Below are 24417 nucleotides of genomic sequence, written 5' to 3'. Positions count from 1 at the left end.
AGAGATAAACTTCGCTGGTTGCCCTTTCCTTTGGCCACCTTGCTTACAAGTCCTCATTCAAGACAGAAAGAGACAAAAGATTGTTTGGATCACTAGTAATCTTTTTGAAATATATTCTATGAATTTATATGTTTTTTTAATTTTTTATCTTGACGAAGACAAACTTCGACATTATAATTGCAAATATGACAATGAAAATCATTATCGGCGAAAGAGCATGTATTGATGTAAATCACTATTGTCATTACTATTATCAGAGGGTGTGAATATTTTTCCCAAATAAGGAAAGTTCGAGTGGGACTATGGTATAGATTGAACAAAAGATAAATTTAAATCTACATTCGAACGATTGTTATTTAGCAAAAATACGCCAACGTATTGATAATGATTATTAGTATTGATTATTACATACAAAAAAGAAAGGGGAGTCCATGGGAAAACGTTTTTTTATTTTAATAATGTTCCTACTAATTTTCATCGTGCCTTTTGGGGCAAATGTTACGAATGCTGCAAGTGATGGTGCTCAGAACATGACCAAGGCAAAACCGTATATCGATCAAGCCCTTGATAAAGCAAAAACAGATCTGGTGTCTTCCAAAAAGGCTTATGATCAATTCCACGATCAATGGCTTGATATAGAGGATACAGTAAAAGCGGATTCAAAACTTGCTTACCGTGATATCGAAACCCAAATGGGCCAGGTTGAATATGCATTTATGCTTAATAAGCAGGAAGATGCATTGACAGCACTTAAAAACTTACAGCAAGTTTCTGAAAAGTATATTCTTGGTCAGTATGAGAAAGGCGCCGATTCGAAAGAAGAAGACGCTACTCTTTCTGAGTTCGTCGAGCTTTTACAGCAAATGAAAGAGAATATTCAAAAGCAGGATCAGGCAAAGTCGCTTGAATCGATAACTAAAGTACGAGAAACGTGGTTGAGTGTTGAGGGAAGTGTTGTAGCCCAATCCTCTTCCATCTATAACGATTCGGAACGGGACATGGTTGTCATTAATGCCATGATTGCCGATCAAAAGTATGATAATGCGGCAGCCCTTGTAGAGACTATGATCGCCTATCTTACCCCCTTGGCACAAAAATCATCATATACCTTTTGGGATGCAGCCATGATACCGCTCAGAGAGGGGATGGAAGCATTACTGGTTGTTGGCGCACTGCTTGCCTTTGTCAATAAATCAAAGGATGGCAAAGGTAAGCGTTGGGTTTGGGCCGGTGTTCTTGCTGGGGTAATTCTTAGTGCGATCTTGGCAATCGTCATCAAATTGGTCTTTACCTCTGGTGCGTTTGGGAAAAACAATTTCCTAATAGCAGGGTGGACGGGGATTTTTGCCTCGGTAATGTTGCTTTATATGAGTTACTGGCTTCATAGCAATTCCAATATGGAGGAATGGAACCGGTATATTAAGGGGAAAACCGAAAACGCTTTGAGTACAGGACGGGTAATGTCCCTAGGGGTACTTTCATTCTTGGCCGTATTCCGAGAAGGTACTGAGACAGTCCTTTTCATCATTGGAATGATTAATCAAATCAGCACACAAGAGCTACTGTTTGGGATTTTTGTCGGTTGCGGCATTCTTACTGTCATTGCTTATTTGATGCTATTTGTAGGCGTAAAATTACCCATTCGTCCCTTCTTCCTAGTTTCCAGCGTAATTGTATTCTACCTATGTGTTAAATTTATGGGACTTGGAGTACATGGCTTACAGTTAGCGGGTATCGTGCCTGTTTCGAACGCAACGATTCTACCAACGATTGATTTTCTCGGATTTTTCCCTTCTTGGCAGAGTGCGGTTCCCCAGTTGGCAATTGCCTTGTTTGCTGTTACTTTCTTGATTGTCAACGAGATCCGCAAGAGAAAGGGCAAAAGGATTGCTACGAACTAAAAACTAACGAATACAAAAAAATGGAGGTCAATTCATTGAAAACTACTACTTCGAAAAATGCTACATTGTTTGTAATACTTATGCTTCTCACTACCCTTGCGCTGACTGGTTGTGGATCAAAAGGTGTATCTGCTGATAAACAGGAAGCAACCGCTACAAAATCGACCCAATCTACCGCGGATAAAGTTCCTTCCGACGCCACAGTAAAAGATGGATTAACCAAATTGTTAAAGACGGCTAGGCAGCTACGTAAAGCGGCTATAGCTGGCGATGAGGCCAAAGTAAGGGAATACGGGCCGAAATTAGAAGAGAACTGGTCTAAGATAGAGGATGGAATTAAACCGAAATATCCTGAAATTTACGAGAAAATTGAAAAAAGTTTGAATCCAATCGTGGCAGGTACAAAGGCTTCATCTTTTGATAAAGATGCTATTTCAAAACTTAATGACCAATTGATACAAGATTTGTATGATCTGGCACAAAAGCTAATTCCAGCTGATCAAGTTAAAAATGGTGCGACACAGTTAATTGGCCTTACTAGTGAATTGAAAAAGGCGATTGATGCGGGAGACCAAGCTAAAATTAAAGAAGTAGGTCCCAAATTAGAGGAAATTTGGAGCACCTTCGAGGATGGCGTGAAGCCACGTAATGCAGACCTTTATGAGGAAATCGAAAGAAGTCTGAACCCTGAGGTAGCTGGGTCACAAAAAAGTCCGATTGACAAGGAAACTTTGACCAAGCTAAATGATGATTTGGCTCAATCATTGAAAAAACTGGTGCAAAACTTAAAATAAAAAAATCATGAAAAACCAGAGAATGAATTCGGATAAGCCGGTTTCTTCTCTGGTTTTTCAACTTTACGCACGGAAATAGCTTAGGTGAAACAATCTTTTTTCTTTGATACTTCTATTTCAAGATATATAGGCTAAGGTCGTAAAATAAACGACGGATCAAAAAAAGCTGCCGATTATTCGGTAACTTTTCTTACTTAACCTAAACCGTTTAAATGTTGTAATTTGGGACAAAATAGGGCTAGTGTTCTAATTGAAGTGCTCTCATCCTATATATGTTAGAGGGAGAATACAATATTTATGATTGAGAGTAGTGAGTGGCTATAAAACCAGTGAGGTGATTACATGAGTACAATTGCTAAAAAGATTCCAATACAGGATATGCATTGTTCATCCTGCGAAGGACGAATTGAAAAAGTAATACGCAATGTACAAGGGGTTAAGAAAGTTAGGGCCAGTTATGCTGAGAACATGGTATATATAGAATATGATTCCGTTACATGTAATCCTGAAGAATTTAGTAAGATAATTCGTAATATAGGTTATACCATTGGTTATAGGACTCAGTCAGCGGGCAAGTTTAAGAGCGTTGCAGGTATTTTAATTGTCTTTCTAGCCGTTCTCCTGTTAGGTAACTATACAGGTAACTTCGATATGGGGTCAAAACTCAAGGGAGAAGTTACCTATTTTGTTTTGTTTATGATTGGGCTTTTTACTTCCTTACACTGTGTTGGTATGTGTGGCGGCATCATGTTGTCACAAAGTATAGGTAATGAAGCCAAAGGGAATTTAAAATTATTTCTACCATCGTTGCACTATAATATGGGCCGGATACTAGGTTATACGGTACTTGGCGGTATCGTCGGTGGGATTGGATCGGTTCTTACTGTGTCAATTGGCTTTATGTCTGGTGTTGCAATCTTTGCCGGTATCTTTATGATAGTTATGGGCCTCAATATGGCTGGATTTAGCATATTGAGGAAGTATGTAAAAATCCCATTACCTACATATTCGTTAAACCAGAAAGTAAAGGCTCCTTTTTTGGTTGGACTCCTAAATGGATTGATGCCCTGCGGTCCCCTCCAAACGATGCAGCTTTATGCTTTGGGCACAGGCAGTGTGTTACAGGGGGCTTCGTCCATGCTGGTTTTTGCTCTCGGTACATTGCCGTTAATGCTTTCTTTTGGAACATTGACAAGTCTTTTTAGTAAAGATTCAACGAAACGGATTATGAAATTAAGTGGTGTCCTTGTGATTGTGTTAGGTGTAGTAATGACGAATCGTGGTTTAGCAATTGCGGGGCTGAATCTTCCCTTTTCGGATTTAACAGCAAAAGGCACTAACGGAACTTCTATGGTAACAAAGGCACAAATTGATAATGGCGTGCAAACCATCCGCATGTCGGCAAATAATAGAGGCTACACACCAAACGTGTTATATGTGCAGAAGGGGATTCCAGTGAAATGGATTGTTGATGGTGAACAAATTAACTCTTGTAATAACCAGATTATCATCCCTTCTTTAAATAGTAAGAAAAAATTATCTTCTGGGGAAAACATCATTGAATTTACTCCACAAGATCAAGACATAAACTTTAGTTGTTGGATGGGAATGATTCGAGGCGTGATTAAGGTGGTGGATGATGTCAGCGCCATTGATGTTACTAAAGATAAAACATCTGTTGCCTCATCAGTAGGCGGATGCTGCAGCACCGGTGGTACGCAAGTCGAAAGTATCTATGGCGATGATATTGCTAAGGTTTCAACAGAAAGGCTTATTCGTAAAGCCACAATCAGTAATAATCTTCAAACCGTATCGATAAAAGGTATCGGGTATGAATTTGAACCACTAGTGGTCGTTATCAATAAACAAGCCTTGGCAAAAATCAAATTCGACCTCACCGAATTTGATAATGCCACTGGCGACTGGAATATTGTTGATTACAAACAGAAGAAGGTCGTTTCTTCATTTGTAGGAAAGCAAGAAATAAAAGAGATAGACTTTCGGCAAGATGAGGTTGGTACGTTTGGGATTTATAAGGACCGTAAAATTGTTGGTGTTATCGAAGTGGTTGATAATCTTGCTGCGATTGACCTGGAAAACGTCAGATCAAAATTCTTGTAAATATTGGTCAGTGAATGGTTTTGTACTGAGTTTCGTGAATATAGGTTCTTTGTTTGCAAAAACGTAGCCTCGGCAATGCCGAGGCTTTTTCTATGAAAGAAAGTACAGAGTTTTTTTTAGCATTTAAAAAAATCAGAAGTTCTTCAAAAGTTCTTCATAGGTTCTTCACAACAGCATGGTAAGATAAGGACAATACAAAGTTCATCAGCTAGATGGAGGGATACAAAATGGAAAACAATAAATCGCCGGAAATAAGCGAAGATAGTATAGAAGAATATACTCCATGGCAAAAGGGAGTGTTGACATTACTGCAATGGGGTGCTTGGGGCACAGTCTTTATGGCAATAGCGATGATTATGCATTCTTAATAGGGGGAGGATAATAGGATGGATCAATATAAACAAGTGCCACAAACCAAGGAACAAGATACCAGCCAAGCGCAGCATCAGGGGTGTGGTGGTGGCTGGAAGCATATGGTGATGATGATGGTATGCTGCTTGGCTCCCCTCGGTCTGGTTCTGCTGTTCAAAGAAAGTGGCTATGAAGGATCAGCAAATTACCTAGTGCTTCTTATGTGCCCACTGATGCATTTTTTCATGATGAGGAGCATGGGTAAAAAAGCGGAGGATGAAAAGCAACCTAGTTAGGATTAGTACACTGACATTTAAAATATAAGACGTAAGGAGGCGAAGTGCTATGGAAGCATTGATTGTTGAAGCGTATGAAAAAGCAGATTCAAAGAATTTTTTCGCTATTACAACAAAGCTAGAGCGCTTGTTGAAAAAACGCTATTCGCTGTACGACTCGCGTACCTTAATTACTACTGGACAGGTACGGCAGATTTTAGAGCGCAGAGGCCTTTGGTTTCAATATAGTTTGGTGGGAGTTTAATTTTGATTTGAGTTACTTACCCTAAGCCTATAAGGCTTAGTAATTGATAATAAGATTTTGAAGGAGGATAAATAATTATGAAAAAAAGAATGACAGGTTGGATTATGGGTGGGGTATTTGCAATTTCTGCCGCTGGTTTGCTAATGGGTACTAATGTGGGAAGTGCGGCGGAGAAAACTGTTGAGAAACCACCAGTTATGCAAGGCAAAATGATGGAAAATGGGCAAATGGGTAGCATGGAAATGATGAATTCGCCTGAAATGCAAAAACAATGCGCAGATATGATGAAAAGCAGTGATATGCAGCAGACAATGAAAGGCATGATGAAAGATCCAGAAATGCAGGCCACGATGAAGCAAATGCTGGCAAGTGATCCAGAACTTCGCCAGATTATGCGCGATTTAGTGAATTCGGTAGACGCTAATGAGCAAAATAATAATCTGTCTTCCAGGTCCAGTACACCAGCTAGTGCACCCGACGTGGATCAAGATCAATATAGCAGACAATGAAAGGGATGTTGAAAATTTCTTGTTCATCCAAAAAGCTGGCGTTGTAGAGCGCCAGCTTGGATAATGAGACCGATGGATTAATAGTAATGGACATGACAGATCATCTTGGTTTGCCAGGAGGTCTTTTATATACATGGAGCTGCCCGTTATTCCTGTTGGAAAGCGGGCATAACTCCACTTAGTTGTAGATGAAATTAACGTAGCCTAGAATAGGCGAAGGATATAGAACGGGGGGAAGAACCATGTATCCCATCTTATTAAGTATTGGTAGTTTTGAATTTCGCGCCTGGGGACTTATGGTATCTTTAGGAGTATTTGCCGGTTTCTGGCTAGCGACACGCCTAGCAAGAAACAGTGAGTTTTCGGCAGAGCTGTTGCAAGAATATGTTTTATATGGTGTAATAGCAGGATTTTTAGGAGCACGCGTTTGGGAAGTTGTCTTCTCTTGGCAAGACTATAGCAGCAATCCTTTGTATGCGTTGATGTTTTGGCAGGGAGGTCTCTCCATTCAGGGAGCGGTGATAGCCAATTTATTGCTGGCGGGATGGTATTTCCGAAGTAAAGGTTTATCCTTCCGGCGTTTTGCCGATATTAGTACACCAGGTCTTATCCTAGGGCAGGCTATTGGGCGTATTGGCTGTTTATTAAACGGTGATGCCTATGGAAAACCGACAACTGCCTGGTATGGCGTTGTCTATCAGCCTGGAACGCCCGCATATCAAGCATGGGGAGCAATGCCATTGGTGCCAGCGGAACTATTTGAGGCTGGGTTTGATCTCATGATTCTAGCCGTTCTACTGTATATATTCCGTCGGAAACAGTTTGATGGACAGGTAGCAATAACCTATTTCATTCTCTATTCCCTGGCTCGGTTCGGTTTGGAATTTTTACGCACGGATAGTTTAATGTTTGGCGGTCTTAAAGTGGCGCAAATGACAGCGCTGTTAACGGCAATGCTTGCTAGCAGCTTATGGTTGTGGTATCGGAAAGGAGAGACTGAATAACATGTCAGATTATGGACTATGGCCAATTGTGGTCATCAATTCGCTTATCTTTATTATTTTTGCTTTTAGTTTTACTCGTCCGCGTTCTGGGCGGGATTGGCGTTCCTTTGGTACCTTTTCCGCTTTTATTGTAGCGCTGTTTGCAGAAATGTATGGTTTTCCTTTGAGTATTTACTTACTTTCCGGGTGGCTGGGGAGCCACTATCCACAAATCAATCTCTATTCTCATGATGCCGGACACCTTTGGTATACATTGCTGGGGCTGGTAGGTGACCCACATCATAACCCTATTCACGAACTAAGTAACTGGTTTATTTTTGGGGGGCTTATCTTTCTCGGTTTTACATGGAGATTTTTGCATAGCGCCCAGCGTAGAGGCGTAATCGCAATAAGTGGGCCTTATGCCTATGTGCGTCATCCTCAATACATTGCTTTTATCGTGATCCTGTTTGGCTTCCTGCTGCAGTGGCCGACGTTGTTAACACTGGCCATGTTCCCTATTCTTGTGCGGATGTATATTTGGTTGGCTAGGCAAGAAGAACGGGAAGCAATGGAACAATTTGGTGAAGACTATGCCGCCTATGCTGCAGTGACTCCACGTTTTTTCCCCAGATTAGGTCGAAGGGGCCTAGTTGGGAGTAAGCAGGATAAGTAAAAAGTTTTGATACACGGTTTGTATTGAACAAAAGCTTGACAACGTTAGATATTGATAGTAACTTTAAATAGGATTTTCTTAACTAAATATAGTAAGATAGGTGCCTACGGGCTTAATAGGGAAGTTGGTGTAAATCCAACACGGTCCCGCCGCTGTAAAGGGGAGCAAACCTGCATGATGTCACTGAAATAATAGTTTTGGGAAGGCGCAGGAATGTTACGATCCTAAGTCAGAAGAACTGCCTATTTAATAGTCACCGTTTACCCACGAGCGATGGGGAGGGGATTTAAGTAATGCTGTTGTACAATATTTCATCGTTGCGTTTTTTTCGCAGGGATTTTTATCGTTATAACTTTGCCTGGCTTATATTACGTCTCCCGTTCTTGGATGGGAGATTATTTTTTTACGTAGTGTATTGACGATTCCATCTTGGGGAGCGGAAGTTAGTATGTTGCATGAAAATCTACCCCAATATTCATCATTTGGTATTTAGCTATAATAATTGGAGGAATTTATAATGGAAGAAGCAGCTAGCGCCGTCAACTGTTTGGCGGATAAAAGGGCTATCTTAGTTGTTAGCTTTGGAACTACTTATCTTGATACGTTGAAAATGGCCATTGAAAGTACAGAAAGCAAAATCAGAGCTACCTTCCCTAATTACGAGGTACGTCGGGCGTTTACTTCCCGTATTGTCATTAAGAAATTGGCTGAGCGAGATGGTATTCTAATTGATACGGAAAAGCAAGCGCTTGAAAGATTGCAAGCTGAGGGATATAAAGAAGTATTCATCCAGCCACTATATGTGGCCGCTGCTGAAGAATATGAAAAGTTAAGAGAGGTTTCTGTACATTTTGCTCATACTAAAGTGTTTGATAAGATTACTCTTGGCCGTCCACTGCTTTATTATATGGGACAGAAAGGCAACCCAGACGATTACCTGATTGCCATTAAGGCTGTTGAAACGCAACTACCTAAGTTAAGATACCAGGAAGCGATAGTGCTTATGGGTCATGGGGGAGTACATCCTGCTAATACTGCTTATGCCGCTTTACAAATAAAATTAGAAGAAGCCGGGTTGAATAATATTTTTGTGTATACTGTCGAAGGTTTCCCAGCACTGGATAGCGTTATTGAAAAATTGAAAAGTAAAAAGGTGAAGAACGTGACTTTGTTGCCATTTATGCTGGTAGCTGGCGACCATGCCACTAAAGACATGGCTGGTGATGAAGAAGATTCTGCTAAATCCCAATTACTTAAAGCTGGGTTTAATGTTGATATATATTTCCACGGCTTGGGCGAAAATCTAGCTATCCAGGATATTTATGTACAGCATCTAAAAGATGCTATTGATCAACTGATCGTGCATAAAGCTAAAAAACACTAGTTTTAAACGGGTCATACTATAATATAATTTCATGAGATAGATGCCTGTGGGCTGAATTAAAGGAGATTAAAAAGATGAATGCCGAAATTGGCGCTATAATTGGGTTAGGTTTTGTACTCGGGCTTAGGCATGCAATCGATTGGGATCATATCGCCGCTATCACCGATTTTATTGGAGCAGAAGATACGAAGAAAAAAAGTTTCTTCTTATCACTTTACTATGTAATGGGTCATGCGTTGGTTAATTTAGTATTCGGTAGTGCTGCAATTTTACTCGGAAATGTATTACCAGAGTGGGTAGATGGAGTTATAGAACGTATTGTTGGGGCTACCTTAATTGGCTTGGGCATTTGGTTAATTGTGGCTCTTTTTAATCGGAAGGATGAGCAAGTATTACTTAGTAGATGGACATTGCTTTTTATGGGGATAAGGAAAATATCATATTGGTTAAAATCAAAATTTAAACCAGCAAGTACTCCAGTGCAGCAAGATTTTTCAGTTGACCTGGGTGCTCGTAGTGCTTGCTGTATAGGAATACTTCACGGAATTGGAGGAGAAACTGGAACACAAATCTTATTATTTACTGCGGCCGCAGGAGCTGGTACGGTAGCTTTAGGACTTACAGCCGTGTTAGCATTTATTATTGGTTTATTTATAGCGCAAACTGTGTTAATCCTTCTTCTCTTAAATGGTTATGCACAAGCTGCAAAAAATCCAAAAGTCTATGTAATATTAGCAAGCACTACGGCGTTATATAGTATTGCAGTTGGCATCATTTTCTTAATAGGCCAAAGCGACTTACTGCCCACTTTAACCCTGACCTAATGTATGTCTGGGCAGACATTACGTATATGAAATGGGTCAAACTGGTGAAACAGTAATAAAAATCGAAGGAATGTCTTGTGGTCATTGTAAGATGGCCGTTGAGAATGCTCTTAAAGAAGTTGCAGGCGTTGCAAGCGCCTATGTTGATTTGGACAGAAAAGAAGCAGTGGTGACAGGTTTTGCCGCGATTGCCGATCTTCATCAAGCGGTAGAAGAGGCTGGCTATGTTGTAGTTGCTTAATAGTTAGGCGGATGCCAGGGATGGCATCCGTTTTTATATCTCAACCGCGAAAAGAGGTCGTCAGCGATATCAATCGTACGTAAGTTAGATAAGTATTTTAGTGATTGTCACATCATCAAGGAGAGCAGCCTCAGGGTGGGGGCTGAATCTATGTTAGCAGGATGAAATCTGCACAACTTCATAAGTTCTTCATCGTTTCTTCACAAGATCTTCACATTTTATTTGTATAATATCAATATAAGTTTATTAAGGATGGTGTTTATTGTTATGGTTATGACACATTATATGGAATTGCTGGCTGTCAATCAGCCTTGGAATTTAATTTTGTATATGGTTATTCCTGTGGCTCTGGCAGAAGCACTTGTTGCAACTGAATTTTTCACAGTCTTCCTTCGTGGGTCCAATGCTGGTGGATGGAGAACAGCCAATAAGGTGATTGGTATTTTTCTAGGGTTTTACTTTCTAGGCGTCTTTCTCAACTTAACAACCACTGTTGTTCCTACTATTCAGTGGCGCGGCATTGCTGATATACTCGCGGTAGGGGCTTATCTCAGTGGTGTAATTCCGCTGTTTGGTATTGCTTTGTTGGAACTCGGTGTAATCGGCAAGAGCAAATCTGATGATGAAAAGATGAAGCTCCATTTCATTCTATTGACCGTGTTTCTCGTTGTTGCTCACGTAGCCATGATTTTTGGGATGGTTGATCCAACTATTATGGGATGGAATCCTAATGCTGTTGGTGGAAATATGCAACATATGCAACATATGGGACAATAAAAGTTAAAATAATTCGTTAAAAGCAAAGCAGCCCTTCCTGTAGGAAGGGCTGCTTTGCTTTTTGGTCATTTCAGCTTTAGTGCCGGGGAGCATACGAGGGCAAAGGCTGCCTGCATTCACACTAGGTTGGTGGCGGAATTGAACACCTCTGACTGGGGCGTGAAGGAAGCAAATTTTCAGGTGATCCGAGAAGCAGACTGCCCAGCGGTATTAGTAGAGGTGGCCTTTATCAATTTACATCAAAAACGCACAGTTTCTTCATAAAAACTCCATAATGTTAAGCTATACTAGGATTAATACAAAGGAGGTGCATGAACTATGATGATGGGGTATGGTTTTAGCGGTCCATTCGGTTGGCTGGGCATGGGTATGGGCATAATCGTTCATCTGGCGTTTACCGCTCTTATTATTATGGCAGCGGTTTGGCTATTTAAGGCGTTGTTCCGTAGTGGCAGCCAAAATGAGCCAAGGACTGACGCTTTGGAGATATTGAAACAGAGATATGCCAAAGGAGAAATTACAACGGATGAGTATCAGCGCATGAAAAAAGAACTGGAATAAAAGCACACAAAAGACTAGGAGCAATCCTGGTCTTTTGGTTTAGCGGCAGCTCTTCCACTAGTTGGTGAAAGATACCGTTTTAGCATTATGAGCATAGAATATGGTAAATGCATGAGGAGAGTGACAGAAAATGGTCACTAGCCCGGATTTATTGAATGTACCTTACGTTATGCGGCATGGTGTAAAATACTTTGAATTAGTGGCTGAACCTGTGGAACGGGAATTGTTGCCGGGAATTTGGATTCGTGGCTGGGGCTATAACGGGAGTATTCCCGGGCCGACTATCCAGGTGTATCCCGGTGATTATGTTAATATTCGGGTGTATAATGGCCTGCCAGAGCCCACCAGTGTTCACTGGCATGGGTTGGATGTGCCTAACAACATGGACGGAGTTCCTGATGTAGAGCCTTCCCCGAAGATTAAGCCAGGCAGTTACTTTGATTATCAGTTCCAGGTTACCAATCCGCCGGGGACGCATATGTATCACACTCATTACAATGTTGGCTGGCAGGGAATGATGGGATTGGCCGGCGGCTTAGTCATATTGGATCCAGATAGTGCAGGTACTGATTACGATTATTTTATCATGCTGCAAGAGTTTGCGGTGAAAGGCCTGCCTATGGGAGTACTGGAGCCAGGCTATTATGAAGTAAATCCCATGAACGATGACTTGCAGTTTTTCACCATGAACGGGCGTTGTTTTCCAGCCACTTCGCCGTTGGCGGTGCACTGCGGCGAAAACGTACGTATACGCTTAGCCAACCCAGCGATGCTGGAGCATCCAATTCATCTACATGGACAACAGTTTACTGTGGTGGCTGCGGATGGCAATATGCTTGCACCCTGCACTCGTATGCGGAAAAATACCATACCTGTGGCATCGGGGGAAACCTGGGACATTGAATTTATGGCGAACAATCCGGGGAATTGGCCATTCCACTGCCATATTCCTCACCATACTGCCAATAATATGACGAAAGAAATGGGTGGAATGTTTACGGTAGTTCAATACCGATGGTTTTAAAAAAGTAAAAGTGTATGCAAAATATGGTAGACAACTAGAGTAAGAATTTTTTTATTCGAGTGTAGATGGATTACTGGAAGAAATCATGGCAAATTTACAAAGTTACTCCTCAAAATTTGTTTTTGGATTCCTTATAGGTAGGTTTTTTATACCTGAGTAGGTCATTTTTGTAATGGTATTCCGGCACATAGGGTGTCGGACATTTTTGGCTGAATCGGATGTAGACAATTTAAGAAAAAGTAGGAGATATTCATAGGATATTCATGAGTTCTTCACATGGACATTGTACAATGATGGTAATAGATGAGAAGGTGAGGGGTGGCTATGAAGAAATGGTTGGTGTGGCTGCTGATGGCAATATATATAGCCATTGGTACGGTAGCTTCGGCGGAGCCTGCCATACCGCCTGCCCCTGCGGGCAGTATATATGTGCAGGATTACGCTGGTGTATTGACCGCAGAAACCAAGGCGAAGATCAATAAACTGGGAGCAAAGATTTCCGGACAGACCAAGGCACAAGTAGTAGTGGTTACTGTCAATTCATTGAATGAGGAACCCATTCAGGATTATTCACTGGCGATGCTCAGGCAGTGGAAAATCGGTGATAAATCGCTGAATAACGGAGTGTTGCTGTTGGTAGCTGTTGGTGATCGGAAGTCTCGTATTGAGGTGGGGTATGGTCTGGAAGGGGCGTTAAACGATGCCAAGGTCGGGCAAATTCAAGATGAATATCTAATACCATACGCCGGGCGTGGCAACTATGATCAGGGAATATGGAACAGCTATAAGGCTATCATGCGGGTGGTCTCTGCCGAATATGGTATAGCAGCACCACAAGATTCCCGGGGAACTGCAAAAATAAGTGGCGACCTTGTTCTGGTATGGTGGGATGGCTTGCCATGGTGGGTGCAAGGGGCGGCTGTTTTAGGATTTTTTCTCCTATTTATCGCAGATTGGCTACTCTTCGGCGGCAGCATTACCTTTTTCCTGTTATCATTGCTCAGATTGCGCGGTAGTGGGGGCGGAGGATATGGTGGTGGATCGGGGGGCGGCGGCGGAGCGGACCGGAAATGGTAGATTATCGTGCTTAAACATTATACTTACCTTTCATCTAGACAGGCTTGCTAAAGTGGTGGTTAGTGAGTCGGCAGGGAGCATTGCAACGGGGGACTGCGTTTGAAAACTCAATCATAAGGCTATAATGATACTATATAATGTTTTGTAGGCGGTGTGGGAATGGCAACATGGCATAGAGAGGATGCGGTGCGGGCGAGAACCCGTCATATTGCGAGTGTATTTATCCGGTACGGTTTTGGTTTTTTGGTAAGAGATTTGGGATTGCGACGGTTTTTTGCCTTCGGTTCCTGGGGGCGGGCGGGTGCTTTGGACAAGACAATTAAAAGTGAAGAGTTCCGGCGATTGGCACAAAAATTACCGTTGATGTTGGAAGAATTGGGGCCGACGTTTATTAAGCTCGGCCAATTTCTAAGTAGTCGGCCTGATTTTGTGCCAGTATTTGTAACCGATGCCTTACAGCGGCTGCAGGAGCAAGTGACGCCAGTACCGTTTGCGCATATACAAGAAATAATCGCGGAGAACTTGCCGGACTATAAAGAATGGTTTGTATCGATTGATCCGGAGCCATTAGGGGTAGCGTCCATTGCTCAGACTCATTTGGCCACCTTACAAGATGGTCGTAAAGTTGCGATCAAAGTTCGTAAGCCAGAGGTTATCAATCAGATCGAACTGGACTTAATGGTGTTGCAAAAAATCGTTGGATTTTTAGCCGAACAGCCGGAAGTGTATAAACTGCTGGATATTGAAAATAGTTTCGCACTTTTTTCCCATTCTCTCCGCAAGGAATTTGATTTTACTGTGGAAGCCGGTAATATCCAGTTGTTCAGCGGGTTGTTGTCCGGGGCGGGTTTAGCTCGTACGCCACAGGTGGAATGGAGCCTCAGTAATGAGAATATTTTAACGATGGAATTTATTGATGGCATAAGTATCGAGGAAGCAGCAGAGAAACAAGATCTGGCGGCTCGAAGGAAACTAGCCAGCAAATTTTTAGAAAGTTTTCTGCGTCAGGTATTATTGTATGGTGTCTTTCATGGCGACCCTCATTCCGGGAATATTCGTCTGACCCCTGCTGGTGAAATTGTATATCTGGATTTTGGTATTGTTGGACGTACCGATCCACGTATGACCGAACGATTAGTGGAAAACTTCACTGCAATACAAAATAGCGATGTAGAAGCATTGATGAATGTGGCGCTTGAGATGGGGCAATCTTCAGGACATACCAATTGGCAAAATTATTATGAAGATATGGCTGAACTGCTTTTCGTGTCTCAGGGGATGACCCAGGGCAAGCTGGAGATTGGAAAAATGATTTTCGGCATGATGCAAGTTTCGCAAAAGCATGGCATCCGCATGCCGGAACGGCTACTGCTACTGGGCAAAGCTTTTGCTCAGGCGGAAGGGAATGCGCGAAGAATTGACCCAGACGTCAATTTTCTAGAGATTTCCCGGCCGATTATTGAAGAGTTTTTACATAACAATCTCCTGGCGCGGCCTAGTGAGACGGTAGTTTTGGCAAACGCCCTTGCCGCGAAGAAAAAGTTACGGATTGTGTTCAGCGAGTTACCATCTTTTCTTTCGGGGATGATCCGCGGCGAAAAGAAAATTCCCTTGACCATTAGTGGTATTGAATTTATCGGAGAAAAGCTGGACAAGTCTATTAATCGTATTTCCTATAGCTTGATCATTGCCAGTATGTTTCTCACATCGGCTATTATGATGCATTCAGGAGCGGGGCCAATTCAAGCGCAGATCCATCACACTGGCTATTATCTGCTATTGGTAGCACTCGGAGGCACGCTATATTTATTCTTTCGCATTTTTCGTCAGATGAAAAAATAGTTTCATAGGAATCTTTAATGAGTTTTAGAAAAGATATTCATAAATTATTCACCTTCTTTTGGTAATATAAGGGCCCATATTTTAAAAATCACAAGAAATTCATATGTTTTTCATTAGAAATTCATATGAATTCGGTATTATATGATGTAATGGAAAATAAATTTAAGGAAGTGAACAAAGATAATGATGGCCTGGATGTATAAAGCGATTTTTCGGTACAACCCAGACGATAAAGTTGACAGAATGGAACTATTGAAAGCAGGCATTTACCATGGTGAAATTACCATCGAGGAGTATCAGTGGGTGGAGGAGATACTGAATAACAAGAACATGCTTTCTTTACATTCATAGTCCGACGCGTGACAGCGATTATTCATTGTATGAATTCTTGTGCTAGGATGAGAAGATACGACTATAATCTATCCTTCCAAACTGGTTATTTGGATGCAGTGCAAAGTAAGAATATCAAAGGCGAATTGCAATCGAAAGGAGGCCTGCATGAGTTTGCTGGCCTCTTCGAGTTTTTGGTATAACGCGAGCAGGATTGGGAATTAGAATATCGGTAGTTTTTAATAGGGGACAAAGATGGCAAAAAATTCATCACTTCTTCGCTAGTTCTTCATTAGTTTTACATAGTTACACGCTATAATCAATAAATTGGGAGGACTAGAGAAACTAGTATGTACTAGCGGATTGACTAGAATCCAGTAGTATCGTTAGGTGAAACGATAGTTAATTATATGTATAAGGAGATATGTTAAATGAACAAGATAGCAAAAAATTTAACAGAACTGATTGGTAATACACCGTTACTCGAGTTAACCAATTATAACAAAAAGCAAAACCTTGCCGCTACGGTGGTGGTCAAACTAGAATCTTTTAACCCCTTGGGAAGTGTAAAAGATCGAGTAGGTTATGCTATGATTCGTGATGCTGAGGAAACAGGTTTAATTAATAACGAAACGGTCATCATCGAGCCGACCAGCGGCAATACAGGTATTGGACTAGCTTTTGTGGCGGCTGCTAAAGGTTACCGGTTAATTTTAACCATGCCAGATACGATGAGTATGGAACGCCGCAATGTGCTAAAGGCGCTTGGGGCTGAACTTGTGCTGACACCAGGCGAGAAAGGGATGAAAGGTGCTATTAAAAAAGCCGAAGAACTGGCGGCAGAAAATCCGAATTCTTATCTTCCGCAACAATTTAAGAATCTGGCGAATCCTGAAATACACAGGCGAACGACTGCAGAAGAAATTTGGCGGGATACTGACGGACAAGTGGACATTTTTGTTGCCGGAGTTGGGACAGGTGGGACTGTGACCGGTGTGGGGGAAGTGTTAAAAAAGCGTAAACCAAGCGTAAAGATTGTAGCGGTGGAACCATTTGATTCTCCGGTATTATCCGGAGGAAATCCTGGACCACATAAAATCCAAGGAATTGGAGCAGGCTTTGTGCCCGAAATTCTAGATACCAGTGTCATTGATGAAATCATTCCGGTAAAAAATGAAGCGGCATTTGGTGCAGCGCGGGAGGTGGCCCGCACAGAAGGCCTCCTTGTCGGCATCTCTAGTGGTGCTGCCTTAGCTGCTGCTACTGAGTTGGCACTTCGTCCAGAAAACGCAGGCAAAACTATTGTAGTATTGTTGCCGGATACGGGTGAACGATACTTATCCACCGCCCTGTTTGAGCAATAAGTGAAAAAAAGAGAGTACTTGGTCTGAGCTATAAAGAATCTCAAAGAATAATAGTATGTTATGGAATATCCTGTAGAGACTCTCTACAGGATATTTTTGATTTGTATCTTAATCATAAAGAAGGCTTTTTTCTATCAGGGGAAGAAATTCATAGGTTTTTCATAGAAACAACATAGGTTATTCATCGGATTTTCAAAACTATTTGATATTATAACAGAGAACCGCTCGGGAGAATCTTAGACCCTTATGGTCGTTGTGAGTGAGGAAGAGAGTGAAGCTTTCATTCACATTAAGGGGATGTGAACCTGAGGTGCATTTGTAAACATGCATTCCGCAAGGCGGAAGGTAAGCCTAGAATAGTGCGGCTTGAGTTTACAACTATTATATCTGGAGGAATAAAAATGAAAAAGAAACTCTTAACAACTGCAATTTCTACTGCCTTAACCGTGGCTTTTGCGGTACCTGCATTTGCAAATCCTTTCGCCGATGTGCCTCAAAAGCACTGGGCTTATGATGCAGTAAATAAACTGGCTGCATCTGGTATTATAGATGGCTATGGCGATGGTACCTTTAAAGGTGATAAAACGCTTACTCGTTATGAGATGGCGCAGATTGTTTCTAAGGCAATGGGGAAGGTTTCTACCGTTGATCAAAAGGTTATCGTAGATAAATTAGCAGTTGAATTTAGTACTGAGCTGAATAGTCTAGGAGTTAGAGTTGACGGTATTCAAAAACAACTAGATAACCAAATTAAATTCAATGGAGAAACTCGAGTCCAATATGATAATGCAACAAAAGACACTACATATCGTCTGCGCCTTGGCGCAACTGGAAAAATTAACGATGATGCCAAAATCAATGTCCGTTTAACTACAGCTGATGATAATGGCATCGATAAAACTTCTATTGATAGTTTTGGTTCACCCATTATTGATCGGTTTAACGTGGATGCTAAAGTTGGAAGTGTAAGTACTGTTTTGGGTAAACAAGACTTAGTGCTTGGGAAGGGCCTGCTTTACAATTCTTACGAAGTGGATGGCGCTGGAATTACGGGACTAAAAGCAAATTATGGCAAACTCACTTTAGCATATGATAATAGTGGCGACAGTAAAGTACAAGCAGCAGAATATAAGACGCATCTTTATGGCGTGAACGTAGGTGCTGATTATCTCAAACTAGATACGACAGTTGACACCAATAAGTATGCTGCTTTGAATACGGATGTCAAAGTGTTTGGAAAGAAAATAAGTGGGGAGTATGTGCGCAATACTTCGCAAAAAGCGAATGCTTACCGCGTAGGCACGGATATCTTAGGTGCTCAAGTAAGTTATATTAATTATGATGCATATGCACTACCTGAACAATCAGGCTTTAATTTTGCTGGTGCTACTTCTACCGGTTTTGGCAGTAACAGCCAGTCGGACAAAGGGATCCAAGTTACCTATGGTAAAAATTTAGCGAAGAACGTAGATGTTGTCCTTGACTATAAGAATCTAGATATGGCTGGCGATCAAACAAAAGCTACTTTGAATGTTAAATTCTAACGACAAAAGGATCCGGCTAAATGCGATAATAAAACTACTATAAAAATAACCAGGGGCGAGTTGGCTCCTGGTTATTTTTATAGTAGATATTGCGGGTATAGTGAGGTATGACTGATGGATAATAAGTTAGACAGATAAAAATAATGAGTTCTAATAGCTATCGCTTGTATTGATTTTTAGGTATTTTGATCTTAGTTGCTGTTAGAATGGCCGCATGAATAGGCTCCGATGAAGACCATGGCATGGGTAACGTGACTACTAGGTCTGGAGTAGGATAACAAATATGCTTTTGTGGCTAATAAGGAGGATCCATCAATACTATTTCCAAACTTAAAAAAGGCCCCGAGCCGGACTGTTCGGGGGCTTTTTTAGTTTGCAGCGTCTACAATTGTACCAAAAACATAGCGTGCATGTTTTTGTTCATTGAAGTATCATGCAAGGAAACCTTATTTGGGCCGTTGGCTAAAACATCTTTCCACTCGTTTAATACTTTGTCTGAAACCTTCCAAATGATATCACTCCTGTTATAGAAGGAAACTTGTAGGGAGACTTTTTTGGCATTGTAGTTAAGTGTCATCTCTCTTAGTTTATTTTTAAGATATGATGCCGGTATGGTACGCATAATTGTTGCAATGAAAATAAGTAGAGATAGGCCCCTTTCCGTCCAAGATTAGTCCTCCTTATTGTTATTATTATAAGCATGCCTTTTGTTAACTGAAATATTAACCAGTCCATAAAATTTCACATGATCTTCATAAAAAATTCATACTTTTTTGGTATAGTAGTTATATCCCACTTGGAATACACCCACTTGCAGTTTGGCCCTGGTGGAGTAATTTCCTCTTAGAAGCCAGTGTATATACACTTCGCTGGGGTGACTGGTGGTGTTTATATTTAAGGAGGTGAATTTAGAGGCTTACAGTACATACGCCGAATCCTGTATAGGTACGGAGGACCCAAGTTTTTGGGGTGAAGCGTTTTATCGCAGGGTTGCATTGCCTGACCCTAACCCGACAGCTAACTCCGGAGGCGAAGAAAGGCGGAACAAGAGTGAATACGTTTATACCAAAAGTCATCGCATCCATTGCAGTAGCGATTTCATTTGCTTTGTTAACTCCGGTAGGAGTTCAAGCAGCAGATATTCTTCGGCCTGGAGATAGGGGATCTGAGGTAACTTTTCTTCAGGAACGGTTACAAAGTCTCGGCTATAACATTCCGAGTGCCGATGGCGTTTATGGGAATTTGACTGAGGCAGCTGTTGAAAACTTTCAAACAAATAGCGGACTAGATGCTGACGGTATCGTTGGTTATCAGACATGGGATGCCTTGCGGAGCGGCAACAGCCAAGTTAGCCGGGGCCAGAGAAGCCGGTACCTTATAGACAACATCATTCAAACAAGTAAAAGGCTTCAAGGAATTCCATATTTGTGGGGCGGAGATACTCCGGAAGGATTCGATTGTTCGGGCTTCACCCAGTATGTTTTCAGGCTAAATGGCATAAACCTGCCACGCACTGCCGATGAGCAGTACGAATTAGGTGTTCCTGTTAGCTATGACAACCTGCAGCCGGGAGATATGGTGTTTTTTACTACATATGCACCAGGACCATCACACAATGGTATCTACATTGGTAATGGCCTGTTTATTAATTCGTCATCAAGCCAAGGTGTATCGATTGCTCGCATGGACAATTCCTACTGGGCACCAAGATATATTGGGGCGAAACGAATACTACGTTAATTTTAAAAAAGCTGTCGGATAACTCCGGCAGCTTTTTTATGCCCATGATTGTAAGGCCGTTGAGATATTTGCTCTGTAGCGGTGGTAACTAATGTGCTAAGGTTGGGACTGGCTATAAAATTCGACGATGGCAGCGAAGAATAAGATCAATGTATTGCCTACCCATCACTGAAATTTCAATCAAAAAAGTACCCGTAGATTCAGATTAACTGCACACTGACAGAAAGTCGGAAGTCGGTTAACTCCATTCGATTTATGGATCGTAAATTTATTACAGGCGATTATTAATGGAGTGCTCAGGATTCTTCACAAAGATTCTAACCATTTCTTTTGTTATTATTGATGGATTTTTCAATGATAAGCAGATTATCAGAAGTTTTATCAGTTCTTCAAGAGATCTTCATCAGTTATTCACATTATTATTGTATGCTAAGAATAAAAACTTTATTTGCTTAATTACTAGAGACAATTAATATGATCTAACAAACGAAGAGGAAAAAGGAGGCGAGAAGAATGATTTCCATAAAAAAAGGTATTTTGTTTGCTGTTGTATTGTCAGTTGTAGGTGGAGCTTTTTACTTTTCTACACTACAAGCAAAAGCGGCGGAATTTAAAGTAGATATAAAGGAAGTTGAGTGGGAAATACGGCCAGGATTGACCACAAAAGTTTGGAGTTATGGGGGCAGTGTTCCAGGTATGCCAATAGTAGTGAAGAAAGGCGATACTGTTCGTATTTCCGGCACTAACAATCTGCCAAATGCAACGAATATTCACTGGCATGGCCTAACTGTTCCTAATGATCAGGACGGGCCAGGAAAAACCATTAAACCAGGCGAGAGCTTTAACTATTCTTTTAAGGTGAATGAGTCTGGAACATACTGGTATCATTCCCACTACCGTCCGGTACTAGACCAAGTTGACAATGGTCTATATGCCCCGTTTATTGTTAAAGCGCCGGAGGATGACTTATATAGTGGCGATCATGTACTAGTTTTGGATGACTGGTATCTTGATGTCAATGGTAACCGCTTACAAGGTACGGCTAGAGGGGATATGGAGAGATTCGGCAATGTTGAGACAGTGAACGGAAAAGCGAGCCCGGCTGTTGAGCCATTAGTGTTTCATAAAGGGGAATTACACAAGCTGCGTTTTATCAATGCATCTACCGCTGCCGTGCATACAATTAAAATTAGTGGTCATAAGTTCTGTGTAACTCATACCGACGGTCATCCATTGGTAGAACCTTATGAAACCGATGCTATCACCCTTTCACCAGGTGAACGTATTGATGCCGAAGTAGCGGCAACAGGAGAGGAAGGAAAAAGTTATGTTATTGAAAGTGAGCGTAGCGAACTGGGGATTAAAATTCCGATAAATTATCAAGCGGGTCAGGTTGCAACGGTAGGATCACCTTATGTTCCCCCGCAATCAAGAAGTATACCAGGGATCGATAACCGTACCCCTGATTTTACACTGGAACTTAACTCGGTTATGGATATGACAGCTAAAGAACAATCTAGTAATGCCGCAAACGCACCAATGAGCCATGGCGGTGGGCATGATATGGCGGCTATGTCCATGCCAGTAATGCCAGCCAACGAGTCAGGTTCTATGGCTAGCATGATGCGCTGGACGATCAACGGCAAGTCCTATCCTGATACCGAGCCTTTACAGGTAAAATTGGACCAAGTTGTTAAAATCCGTTTATGGAACAAGGATGTAACTACAGCGGAAAAAATGGACCATCCCATTCACATTCATGGAACAGCGTTTCAGATTGTTTCTCTGAATGGTAGAAAACCTGACCGGGAAACCTGGAAGGATACAGTTAATGTGCCTGCTGGCGAGTATGTGGATATTGCCTTTACCATGACTAATCCGGGAACGTGGATGTTGCATTGTCATATACTTGACCATGAGGATGGCGGAATGATGACAAGTATCGTAGCGAAATGATATTTTACCTATAGGTCAGGACGTTTTTATGCGAGATAGGGTTAATTTTATCCGATGACTAAACCACTCTAAGACTCCCATCTTATACAAGTAGGAGTTAAGAGCGGCTAAGTCCTGGATAAGTGCGACTAAGAATAGAACTCCATCTGAATCAAGTCTACTTTATAAGTGAGGTTATTGCATATGGAAATTTATATTGAACCAACGGCTTGTGACTATATTGCAAAGAAAAATCAGGATAAAGCTATTACTCTCGGTGTTGGCAAAAGAGAAGGCGCGAATTGCGGGTGTAGCGTAGGGGGAGGAGTCTTCCCGTTGGTAAAACTAGGTGTTAGCCCTTTTGACATTGACACGTATAACAAAATAAATATTAATGGTATTGAAGCGTATTATCCAGACTCTATGACAAGCTCATTTAAAAAAGTTACTGTGAAAGTGGAAGGAATATTTTTTTATAAGCAACTGTTGGCTTTGGGAATCTAATTGATTCAAGATACAATGATTGGGTGCTAAGTTTACTATGTGAGGTCCATAATGTTCAAGTCTCACCGGATGGTAAATATGTGCTTCTTACCAATAATGAGTCTAATAATGTGACAGTGATTGATGCAAAGTCCTATAATGTTGTGCAAAATGTTCCTACAGGTAAAGGTACCCATGGGATAGTTACCAGCAATGACAATAAGTTTGTGTACGTAACCAATATGTATGAGAATACTGTTAGTGTAATTGACAATAATACCAACAAGGTGATAGGAACGGTAGCAGTAGGTGAAATACCCAATGGAATTACGTATAAGCCCTAGTAGTACGAAAGGACTTGGTAGAGGCTAAGTCCTTTCTTAAAGAAAACACAACTTTTTCAAATGTTCTTCATAAGTTATTCATAAATTATTGCTACAGTATAAATAAATCATTATTATAAAAAAGGAAGATTATTTATGAATAAATTGTGGGGCTGGTTAGTTATTATTGCAGCAATCGGGCTGACCTATTTGTGGCAGCCCGAGTTTTTTCAAGAAGCATATGGCATCATTAAGCATGGTGATATTGCTGCCTTAGCTGATTACTTACGTTCTTTTGGCGGATGGTCGGTAGTGATAACACTGGCCCTATTTGTGGTTATGACTTTTACGATTGTTTTTCCCTTTATGATTTTATCTGGGGCAGCAGGCATCATCTATGGGCTATTTTGGGGTATTGTCATTTCTTGGTCAGGAGAAGTGATTGGGGCACTAGTCATGTTTATTTTCGCCCGGCATTTCTTTCGTCAGGTAGTGGAAGGATGGATTACTAAAAGTAAGTATCTTAAGCAGGTGGATGATTACAGCGCAGCCAATGGTTTTAAGGCTTTATTAATAGCTCGTTTGCTTCCATTAGCTCCATCGGGTATTATTACAGCCGTTGCAGCCATTAGTCGCATGTCCTTTCGGGATTTTATTCTGGCGACAATCATTGGTAAATTACCACCAGTAGTGATTAAAGTCTTACTTGGCCATGATATTGTATTTGCTGGGGAAAATATGACACGGCTCATTGTAGTAGCAGTTTTAGTGGTCGGAGTATATCTAGCTTTATGGTGGTATAGGCGAAGCAAAGTGCAACATGGGAATGCATAAGCAAATAAATAGGCATTGGTTGTAGTAAAAGCGAAACATGGTATCTAGGAGAAAAAAGGATGATACATTGACCATCCTTTTTTAAGGGTATTAAGGTATAGATGCTTAATAAGATGATTCTTTAATACTATTAGAAGAAATTTCATAAGTTCTTCAAACTTTCTTCATAAGTTCTTCACATATGTTTAGTATAATAAAAACTATATAAACCAGTAAGAATTATAAGCTTTGGGGTTTAAAAAGTGGACATAGCGCTATA

General features: G+C 41.2%; 26 protein-coding genes and 2 riboswitches. All 26 genes read left to right on the top strand.

The genetic code is table 11. The annotated features are described in order from the left end of the window. Nucleotides 1-431: 431 nt before the first annotated feature. The 26 genes from QSJ81_RS21825 (at nt 432) to QSJ81_RS21700 (ending at nt 24158) form a co-directional block, all read left to right on the top strand. Nucleotides 432-1901 (top strand): FTR1 family iron permease, encoded by a 1470-nt coding sequence (locus QSJ81_RS21825; RefSeq protein WP_285719465.1) that lies wholly within the window; start codon nt 432-434, stop codon nt 1899-1901. A 35-nt stretch (nt 1902-1936) separates the two neighbouring features. After that, entirely contained in the window at nt 1937-2695 is a 759-nt protein-coding gene (locus QSJ81_RS21820; RefSeq protein WP_285719464.1) for a hypothetical protein, read from the top strand. Between the two features lie 342 nt (nt 2696-3037). Continuing rightward, nucleotides 3038-4816: an urease accessory protein UreH domain-containing protein gene (locus QSJ81_RS21815; protein ID WP_285719463.1), complete on the top strand. Its 1779-nt coding sequence runs from the start codon at nt 3038-3040 to the stop codon at nt 4814-4816. A gap of 227 nt (nt 4817-5043) precedes the next feature. Then, complete coding sequence (locus QSJ81_RS21810; protein WP_285719462.1) at nt 5044-5184, top strand: hypothetical protein; 141 nt, start codon at nt 5044-5046, stop codon at nt 5182-5184. 18 nt (nt 5185-5202) lie between these two features. After that, nucleotides 5203-5463 (top strand): DUF2933 domain-containing protein, encoded by a 261-nt coding sequence (locus tag QSJ81_RS21805; RefSeq protein WP_285719461.1) that lies wholly within the window; start codon nt 5203-5205, stop codon nt 5461-5463. A gap of 49 nt (nt 5464-5512) precedes the next feature. After that, complete coding sequence (locus QSJ81_RS21800; RefSeq protein WP_285719460.1) at nt 5513-5707, top strand: hypothetical protein; 195 nt, start codon at nt 5513-5515, stop codon at nt 5705-5707. A gap of 77 nt (nt 5708-5784) precedes the next feature. Next, a complete protein-coding gene (locus QSJ81_RS21795) occupies nt 5785-6216 on the top strand; it encodes a hypothetical protein (protein WP_285719459.1) in 432 nt (143 codons plus the stop codon). A 242-nt stretch (nt 6217-6458) separates the two neighbouring features. Next, entirely contained in the window at nt 6459-7220 is a 762-nt protein-coding gene (gene lgt / locus QSJ81_RS21790; RefSeq protein WP_285719458.1) for a prolipoprotein diacylglyceryl transferase, read from the top strand. Nucleotide 7221: 1 nt separating this feature from the next. After that, on the top strand, nt 7222-7875 hold the full coding sequence (locus QSJ81_RS21785) for a methyltransferase family protein (protein ID WP_285719457.1): 654 nt from the start codon (nt 7222-7224) through the stop codon (nt 7873-7875). An 81-nt stretch (nt 7876-7956) separates the two neighbouring features. Continuing rightward, nucleotides 7957-8135: riboswitch (cobalamin riboswitch) on the top strand. Between the two features lie 257 nt (nt 8136-8392). Continuing rightward, nucleotides 8393-9259 (top strand): sirohydrochlorin cobaltochelatase, encoded by an 867-nt coding sequence (locus QSJ81_RS21780; RefSeq protein ID WP_285719456.1) that lies wholly within the window; start codon nt 8393-8395, stop codon nt 9257-9259. A gap of 74 nt (nt 9260-9333) precedes the next feature. Next, nucleotides 9334-10083, top strand: coding sequence for a HoxN/HupN/NixA family nickel/cobalt transporter (locus QSJ81_RS21775; protein WP_285719455.1), 750 nt, complete (start codon nt 9334-9336; stop codon nt 10081-10083). Nucleotides 10084-10114: 31 nt separating this feature from the next. Further along, nucleotides 10115-10324 carry a CopZ family metallochaperone gene (locus QSJ81_RS21770; RefSeq protein WP_038673389.1) on the top strand — a complete coding sequence of 70 codons (210 nt, stop codon included), beginning with the start codon at nt 10115-10117 and terminating at the stop codon, nt 10322-10324. Nucleotides 10325-10591: 267 nt separating this feature from the next. Beyond that, nucleotides 10592-11101, top strand: coding sequence for a DUF6803 family protein (locus tag QSJ81_RS21765; RefSeq protein ID WP_038673386.1), 510 nt, complete (start codon nt 10592-10594; stop codon nt 11099-11101). A gap of 54 nt (nt 11102-11155) precedes the next feature. Beyond that, nucleotides 11156-11365 (top strand): N-acetylmuramoyl-L-alanine amidase family protein, encoded by a 210-nt coding sequence (locus tag QSJ81_RS21760; RefSeq protein ID WP_285719454.1) that lies wholly within the window; start codon nt 11156-11158, stop codon nt 11363-11365. A 54-nt stretch (nt 11366-11419) separates the two neighbouring features. Continuing rightward, nucleotides 11420-11662 (top strand): SHOCT domain-containing protein, encoded by a 243-nt coding sequence (locus tag QSJ81_RS21755; protein ID WP_285719453.1) that lies wholly within the window; start codon nt 11420-11422, stop codon nt 11660-11662. Nucleotides 11663-11792: 130 nt separating this feature from the next. Then, complete coding sequence (locus tag QSJ81_RS21750) at nt 11793-12686, top strand: multicopper oxidase family protein (RefSeq protein WP_285719452.1); 894 nt, start codon at nt 11793-11795, stop codon at nt 12684-12686. Between the two features lie 351 nt (nt 12687-13037). Next, a complete protein-coding gene (locus tag QSJ81_RS21745; protein ID WP_285719451.1) occupies nt 13038-13763 on the top strand; it encodes a TPM domain-containing protein in 726 nt (241 codons plus the stop codon). 159 nt (nt 13764-13922) lie between these two features. After that, the gene (locus QSJ81_RS21740) at nt 13923-15605 is read left to right on the top strand and encodes an ABC1 kinase family protein (RefSeq protein WP_285719450.1); all 1683 of its coding nucleotides are present in this window, start codon (nt 13923-13925) and stop codon (nt 15603-15605) included. Between the two features lie 183 nt (nt 15606-15788). Next, nucleotides 15789-15956, top strand: coding sequence for a hypothetical protein (locus QSJ81_RS21735; RefSeq protein ID WP_285719449.1), 168 nt, complete (start codon nt 15789-15791; stop codon nt 15954-15956). 410 nt (nt 15957-16366) lie between these two features. Then, nucleotides 16367-17299, top strand: coding sequence for a cysteine synthase A (gene cysK, locus QSJ81_RS21730; RefSeq protein ID WP_285719448.1), 933 nt, complete (start codon nt 16367-16369; stop codon nt 17297-17299). 401 nt (nt 17300-17700) lie between these two features. Continuing rightward, complete coding sequence (locus QSJ81_RS21725) at nt 17701-18843, top strand: S-layer homology domain-containing protein (protein ID WP_285719447.1); 1143 nt, start codon at nt 17701-17703, stop codon at nt 18841-18843. Nucleotides 18844-19761: 918 nt separating this feature from the next. After that, nucleotides 19762-19890, top strand: a riboswitch (cyclic di-AMP (ydaO/yuaA leader). A 3-nt stretch (nt 19891-19893) separates the two neighbouring features. Beyond that, nucleotides 19894-20583: a C40 family peptidase gene (locus tag QSJ81_RS21720; protein ID WP_285719446.1), complete on the top strand. Its 690-nt coding sequence runs from the start codon at nt 19894-19896 to the stop codon at nt 20581-20583. 513 nt (nt 20584-21096) lie between these two features. Then, nucleotides 21097-22539, top strand: a complete 1443-nt coding sequence (locus tag QSJ81_RS21715) for a multicopper oxidase family protein (protein ID WP_285719445.1) — start codon at nt 21097-21099, stop codon at nt 22537-22539. Between the two features lie 183 nt (nt 22540-22722). Further along, on the top strand, nt 22723-23022 hold the full coding sequence (locus tag QSJ81_RS21710) for a CC/Se motif family (seleno)protein (RefSeq protein WP_285719444.1): 300 nt from the start codon (nt 22723-22725) through the stop codon (nt 23020-23022). A gap of 23 nt (nt 23023-23045) precedes the next feature. Continuing rightward, a complete protein-coding gene (locus QSJ81_RS21705; RefSeq protein WP_285719443.1) occupies nt 23046-23345 on the top strand; it encodes a YncE family protein in 300 nt (99 codons plus the stop codon). A gap of 135 nt (nt 23346-23480) precedes the next feature. Continuing rightward, nucleotides 23481-24158, top strand: a complete 678-nt coding sequence (locus QSJ81_RS21700; RefSeq protein WP_285719442.1) for a TVP38/TMEM64 family protein — start codon at nt 23481-23483, stop codon at nt 24156-24158. Nucleotides 24159-24417 lie beyond the last annotated feature (259 nt).

This window comes from Pelosinus sp. IPA-1, assembly GCF_030269905.1.
Lineage (GTDB): Bacteria > Bacillota > Negativicutes > DSM-13327 > DSM-13327 > Pelosinus.
Note: the sequence above shows the minus strand (reverse complement) of the source record. Positions and strands in the feature narration are given on the sequence as shown.

What these genes read in the sequence shown, in the direction of transcription:
- QSJ81_RS21765 (WP_038673386.1), top strand. Translation starts at nt 10,592, where the DNA reads ATGGTTATGACACATTATATGGAATTGCTGGCTGTCAATCAGCCTTGG.
- QSJ81_RS21770 (WP_038673389.1), top strand. Translation starts at nt 10,115, where the DNA reads ATGGGTCAAACTGGTGAAACAGTAATAAAAATCGAAGGAATGTCTTGT.
- QSJ81_RS21745 (WP_285719451.1), top strand. Translation starts at nt 13,038, where the DNA reads ATGGCAATATATATAGCCATTGGTACGGTAGCTTCGGCGGAGCCTGCC.
- lgt (WP_285719458.1), top strand. Translation starts at nt 6,459, where the DNA reads ATGTATCCCATCTTATTAAGTATTGGTAGTTTTGAATTTCGCGCCTGG.
- QSJ81_RS21700 (WP_285719442.1), top strand. Translation starts at nt 23,481, where the DNA reads ATGAATAAATTGTGGGGCTGGTTAGTTATTATTGCAGCAATCGGGCTG.
- QSJ81_RS21780 (WP_285719456.1), top strand. Translation starts at nt 8,393, where the DNA reads ATGGAAGAAGCAGCTAGCGCCGTCAACTGTTTGGCGGATAAAAGGGCT.
- QSJ81_RS21755 (WP_285719453.1), top strand. Translation starts at nt 11,420, where the DNA reads ATGATGATGGGGTATGGTTTTAGCGGTCCATTCGGTTGGCTGGGCATG.
- QSJ81_RS21740 (WP_285719450.1), top strand. Translation starts at nt 13,923, where the DNA reads ATGGCAACATGGCATAGAGAGGATGCGGTGCGGGCGAGAACCCGTCAT.
- QSJ81_RS21775 (WP_285719455.1), top strand. Translation starts at nt 9,334, where the DNA reads ATGAATGCCGAAATTGGCGCTATAATTGGGTTAGGTTTTGTACTCGGG.
- QSJ81_RS21800 (WP_285719460.1), top strand. Translation starts at nt 5,513, where the DNA reads ATGGAAGCATTGATTGTTGAAGCGTATGAAAAAGCAGATTCAAAGAAT.
- QSJ81_RS21805 (WP_285719461.1), top strand. Translation starts at nt 5,203, where the DNA reads ATGGATCAATATAAACAAGTGCCACAAACCAAGGAACAAGATACCAGC.
- QSJ81_RS21710 (WP_285719444.1), top strand. Translation starts at nt 22,723, where the DNA reads ATGGAAATTTATATTGAACCAACGGCTTGTGACTATATTGCAAAGAAA.
- QSJ81_RS21815 (WP_285719463.1), top strand. Translation starts at nt 3,038, where the DNA reads ATGAGTACAATTGCTAAAAAGATTCCAATACAGGATATGCATTGTTCA.
- QSJ81_RS21795 (WP_285719459.1), top strand. Translation starts at nt 5,785, where the DNA reads ATGAAAAAAAGAATGACAGGTTGGATTATGGGTGGGGTATTTGCAATT.
- QSJ81_RS21810 (WP_285719462.1), top strand. Translation starts at nt 5,044, where the DNA reads ATGGAAAACAATAAATCGCCGGAAATAAGCGAAGATAGTATAGAAGAA.
- QSJ81_RS21715 (WP_285719445.1), top strand. Translation starts at nt 21,097, where the DNA reads ATGATTTCCATAAAAAAAGGTATTTTGTTTGCTGTTGTATTGTCAGTT.
- QSJ81_RS21825 (WP_285719465.1), top strand. Translation starts at nt 432, where the DNA reads ATGGGAAAACGTTTTTTTATTTTAATAATGTTCCTACTAATTTTCATC.
- QSJ81_RS21750 (WP_285719452.1), top strand. Translation starts at nt 11,793, where the DNA reads ATGGTCACTAGCCCGGATTTATTGAATGTACCTTACGTTATGCGGCAT.
- QSJ81_RS21785 (WP_285719457.1), top strand. Translation starts at nt 7,222, where the DNA reads ATGTCAGATTATGGACTATGGCCAATTGTGGTCATCAATTCGCTTATC.
- QSJ81_RS21735 (WP_285719449.1), top strand. Translation starts at nt 15,789, where the DNA reads ATGATGGCCTGGATGTATAAAGCGATTTTTCGGTACAACCCAGACGAT.
- cysK (WP_285719448.1), top strand. Translation starts at nt 16,367, where the DNA reads ATGAACAAGATAGCAAAAAATTTAACAGAACTGATTGGTAATACACCG.
- QSJ81_RS21725 (WP_285719447.1), top strand. Translation starts at nt 17,701, where the DNA reads ATGAAAAAGAAACTCTTAACAACTGCAATTTCTACTGCCTTAACCGTG.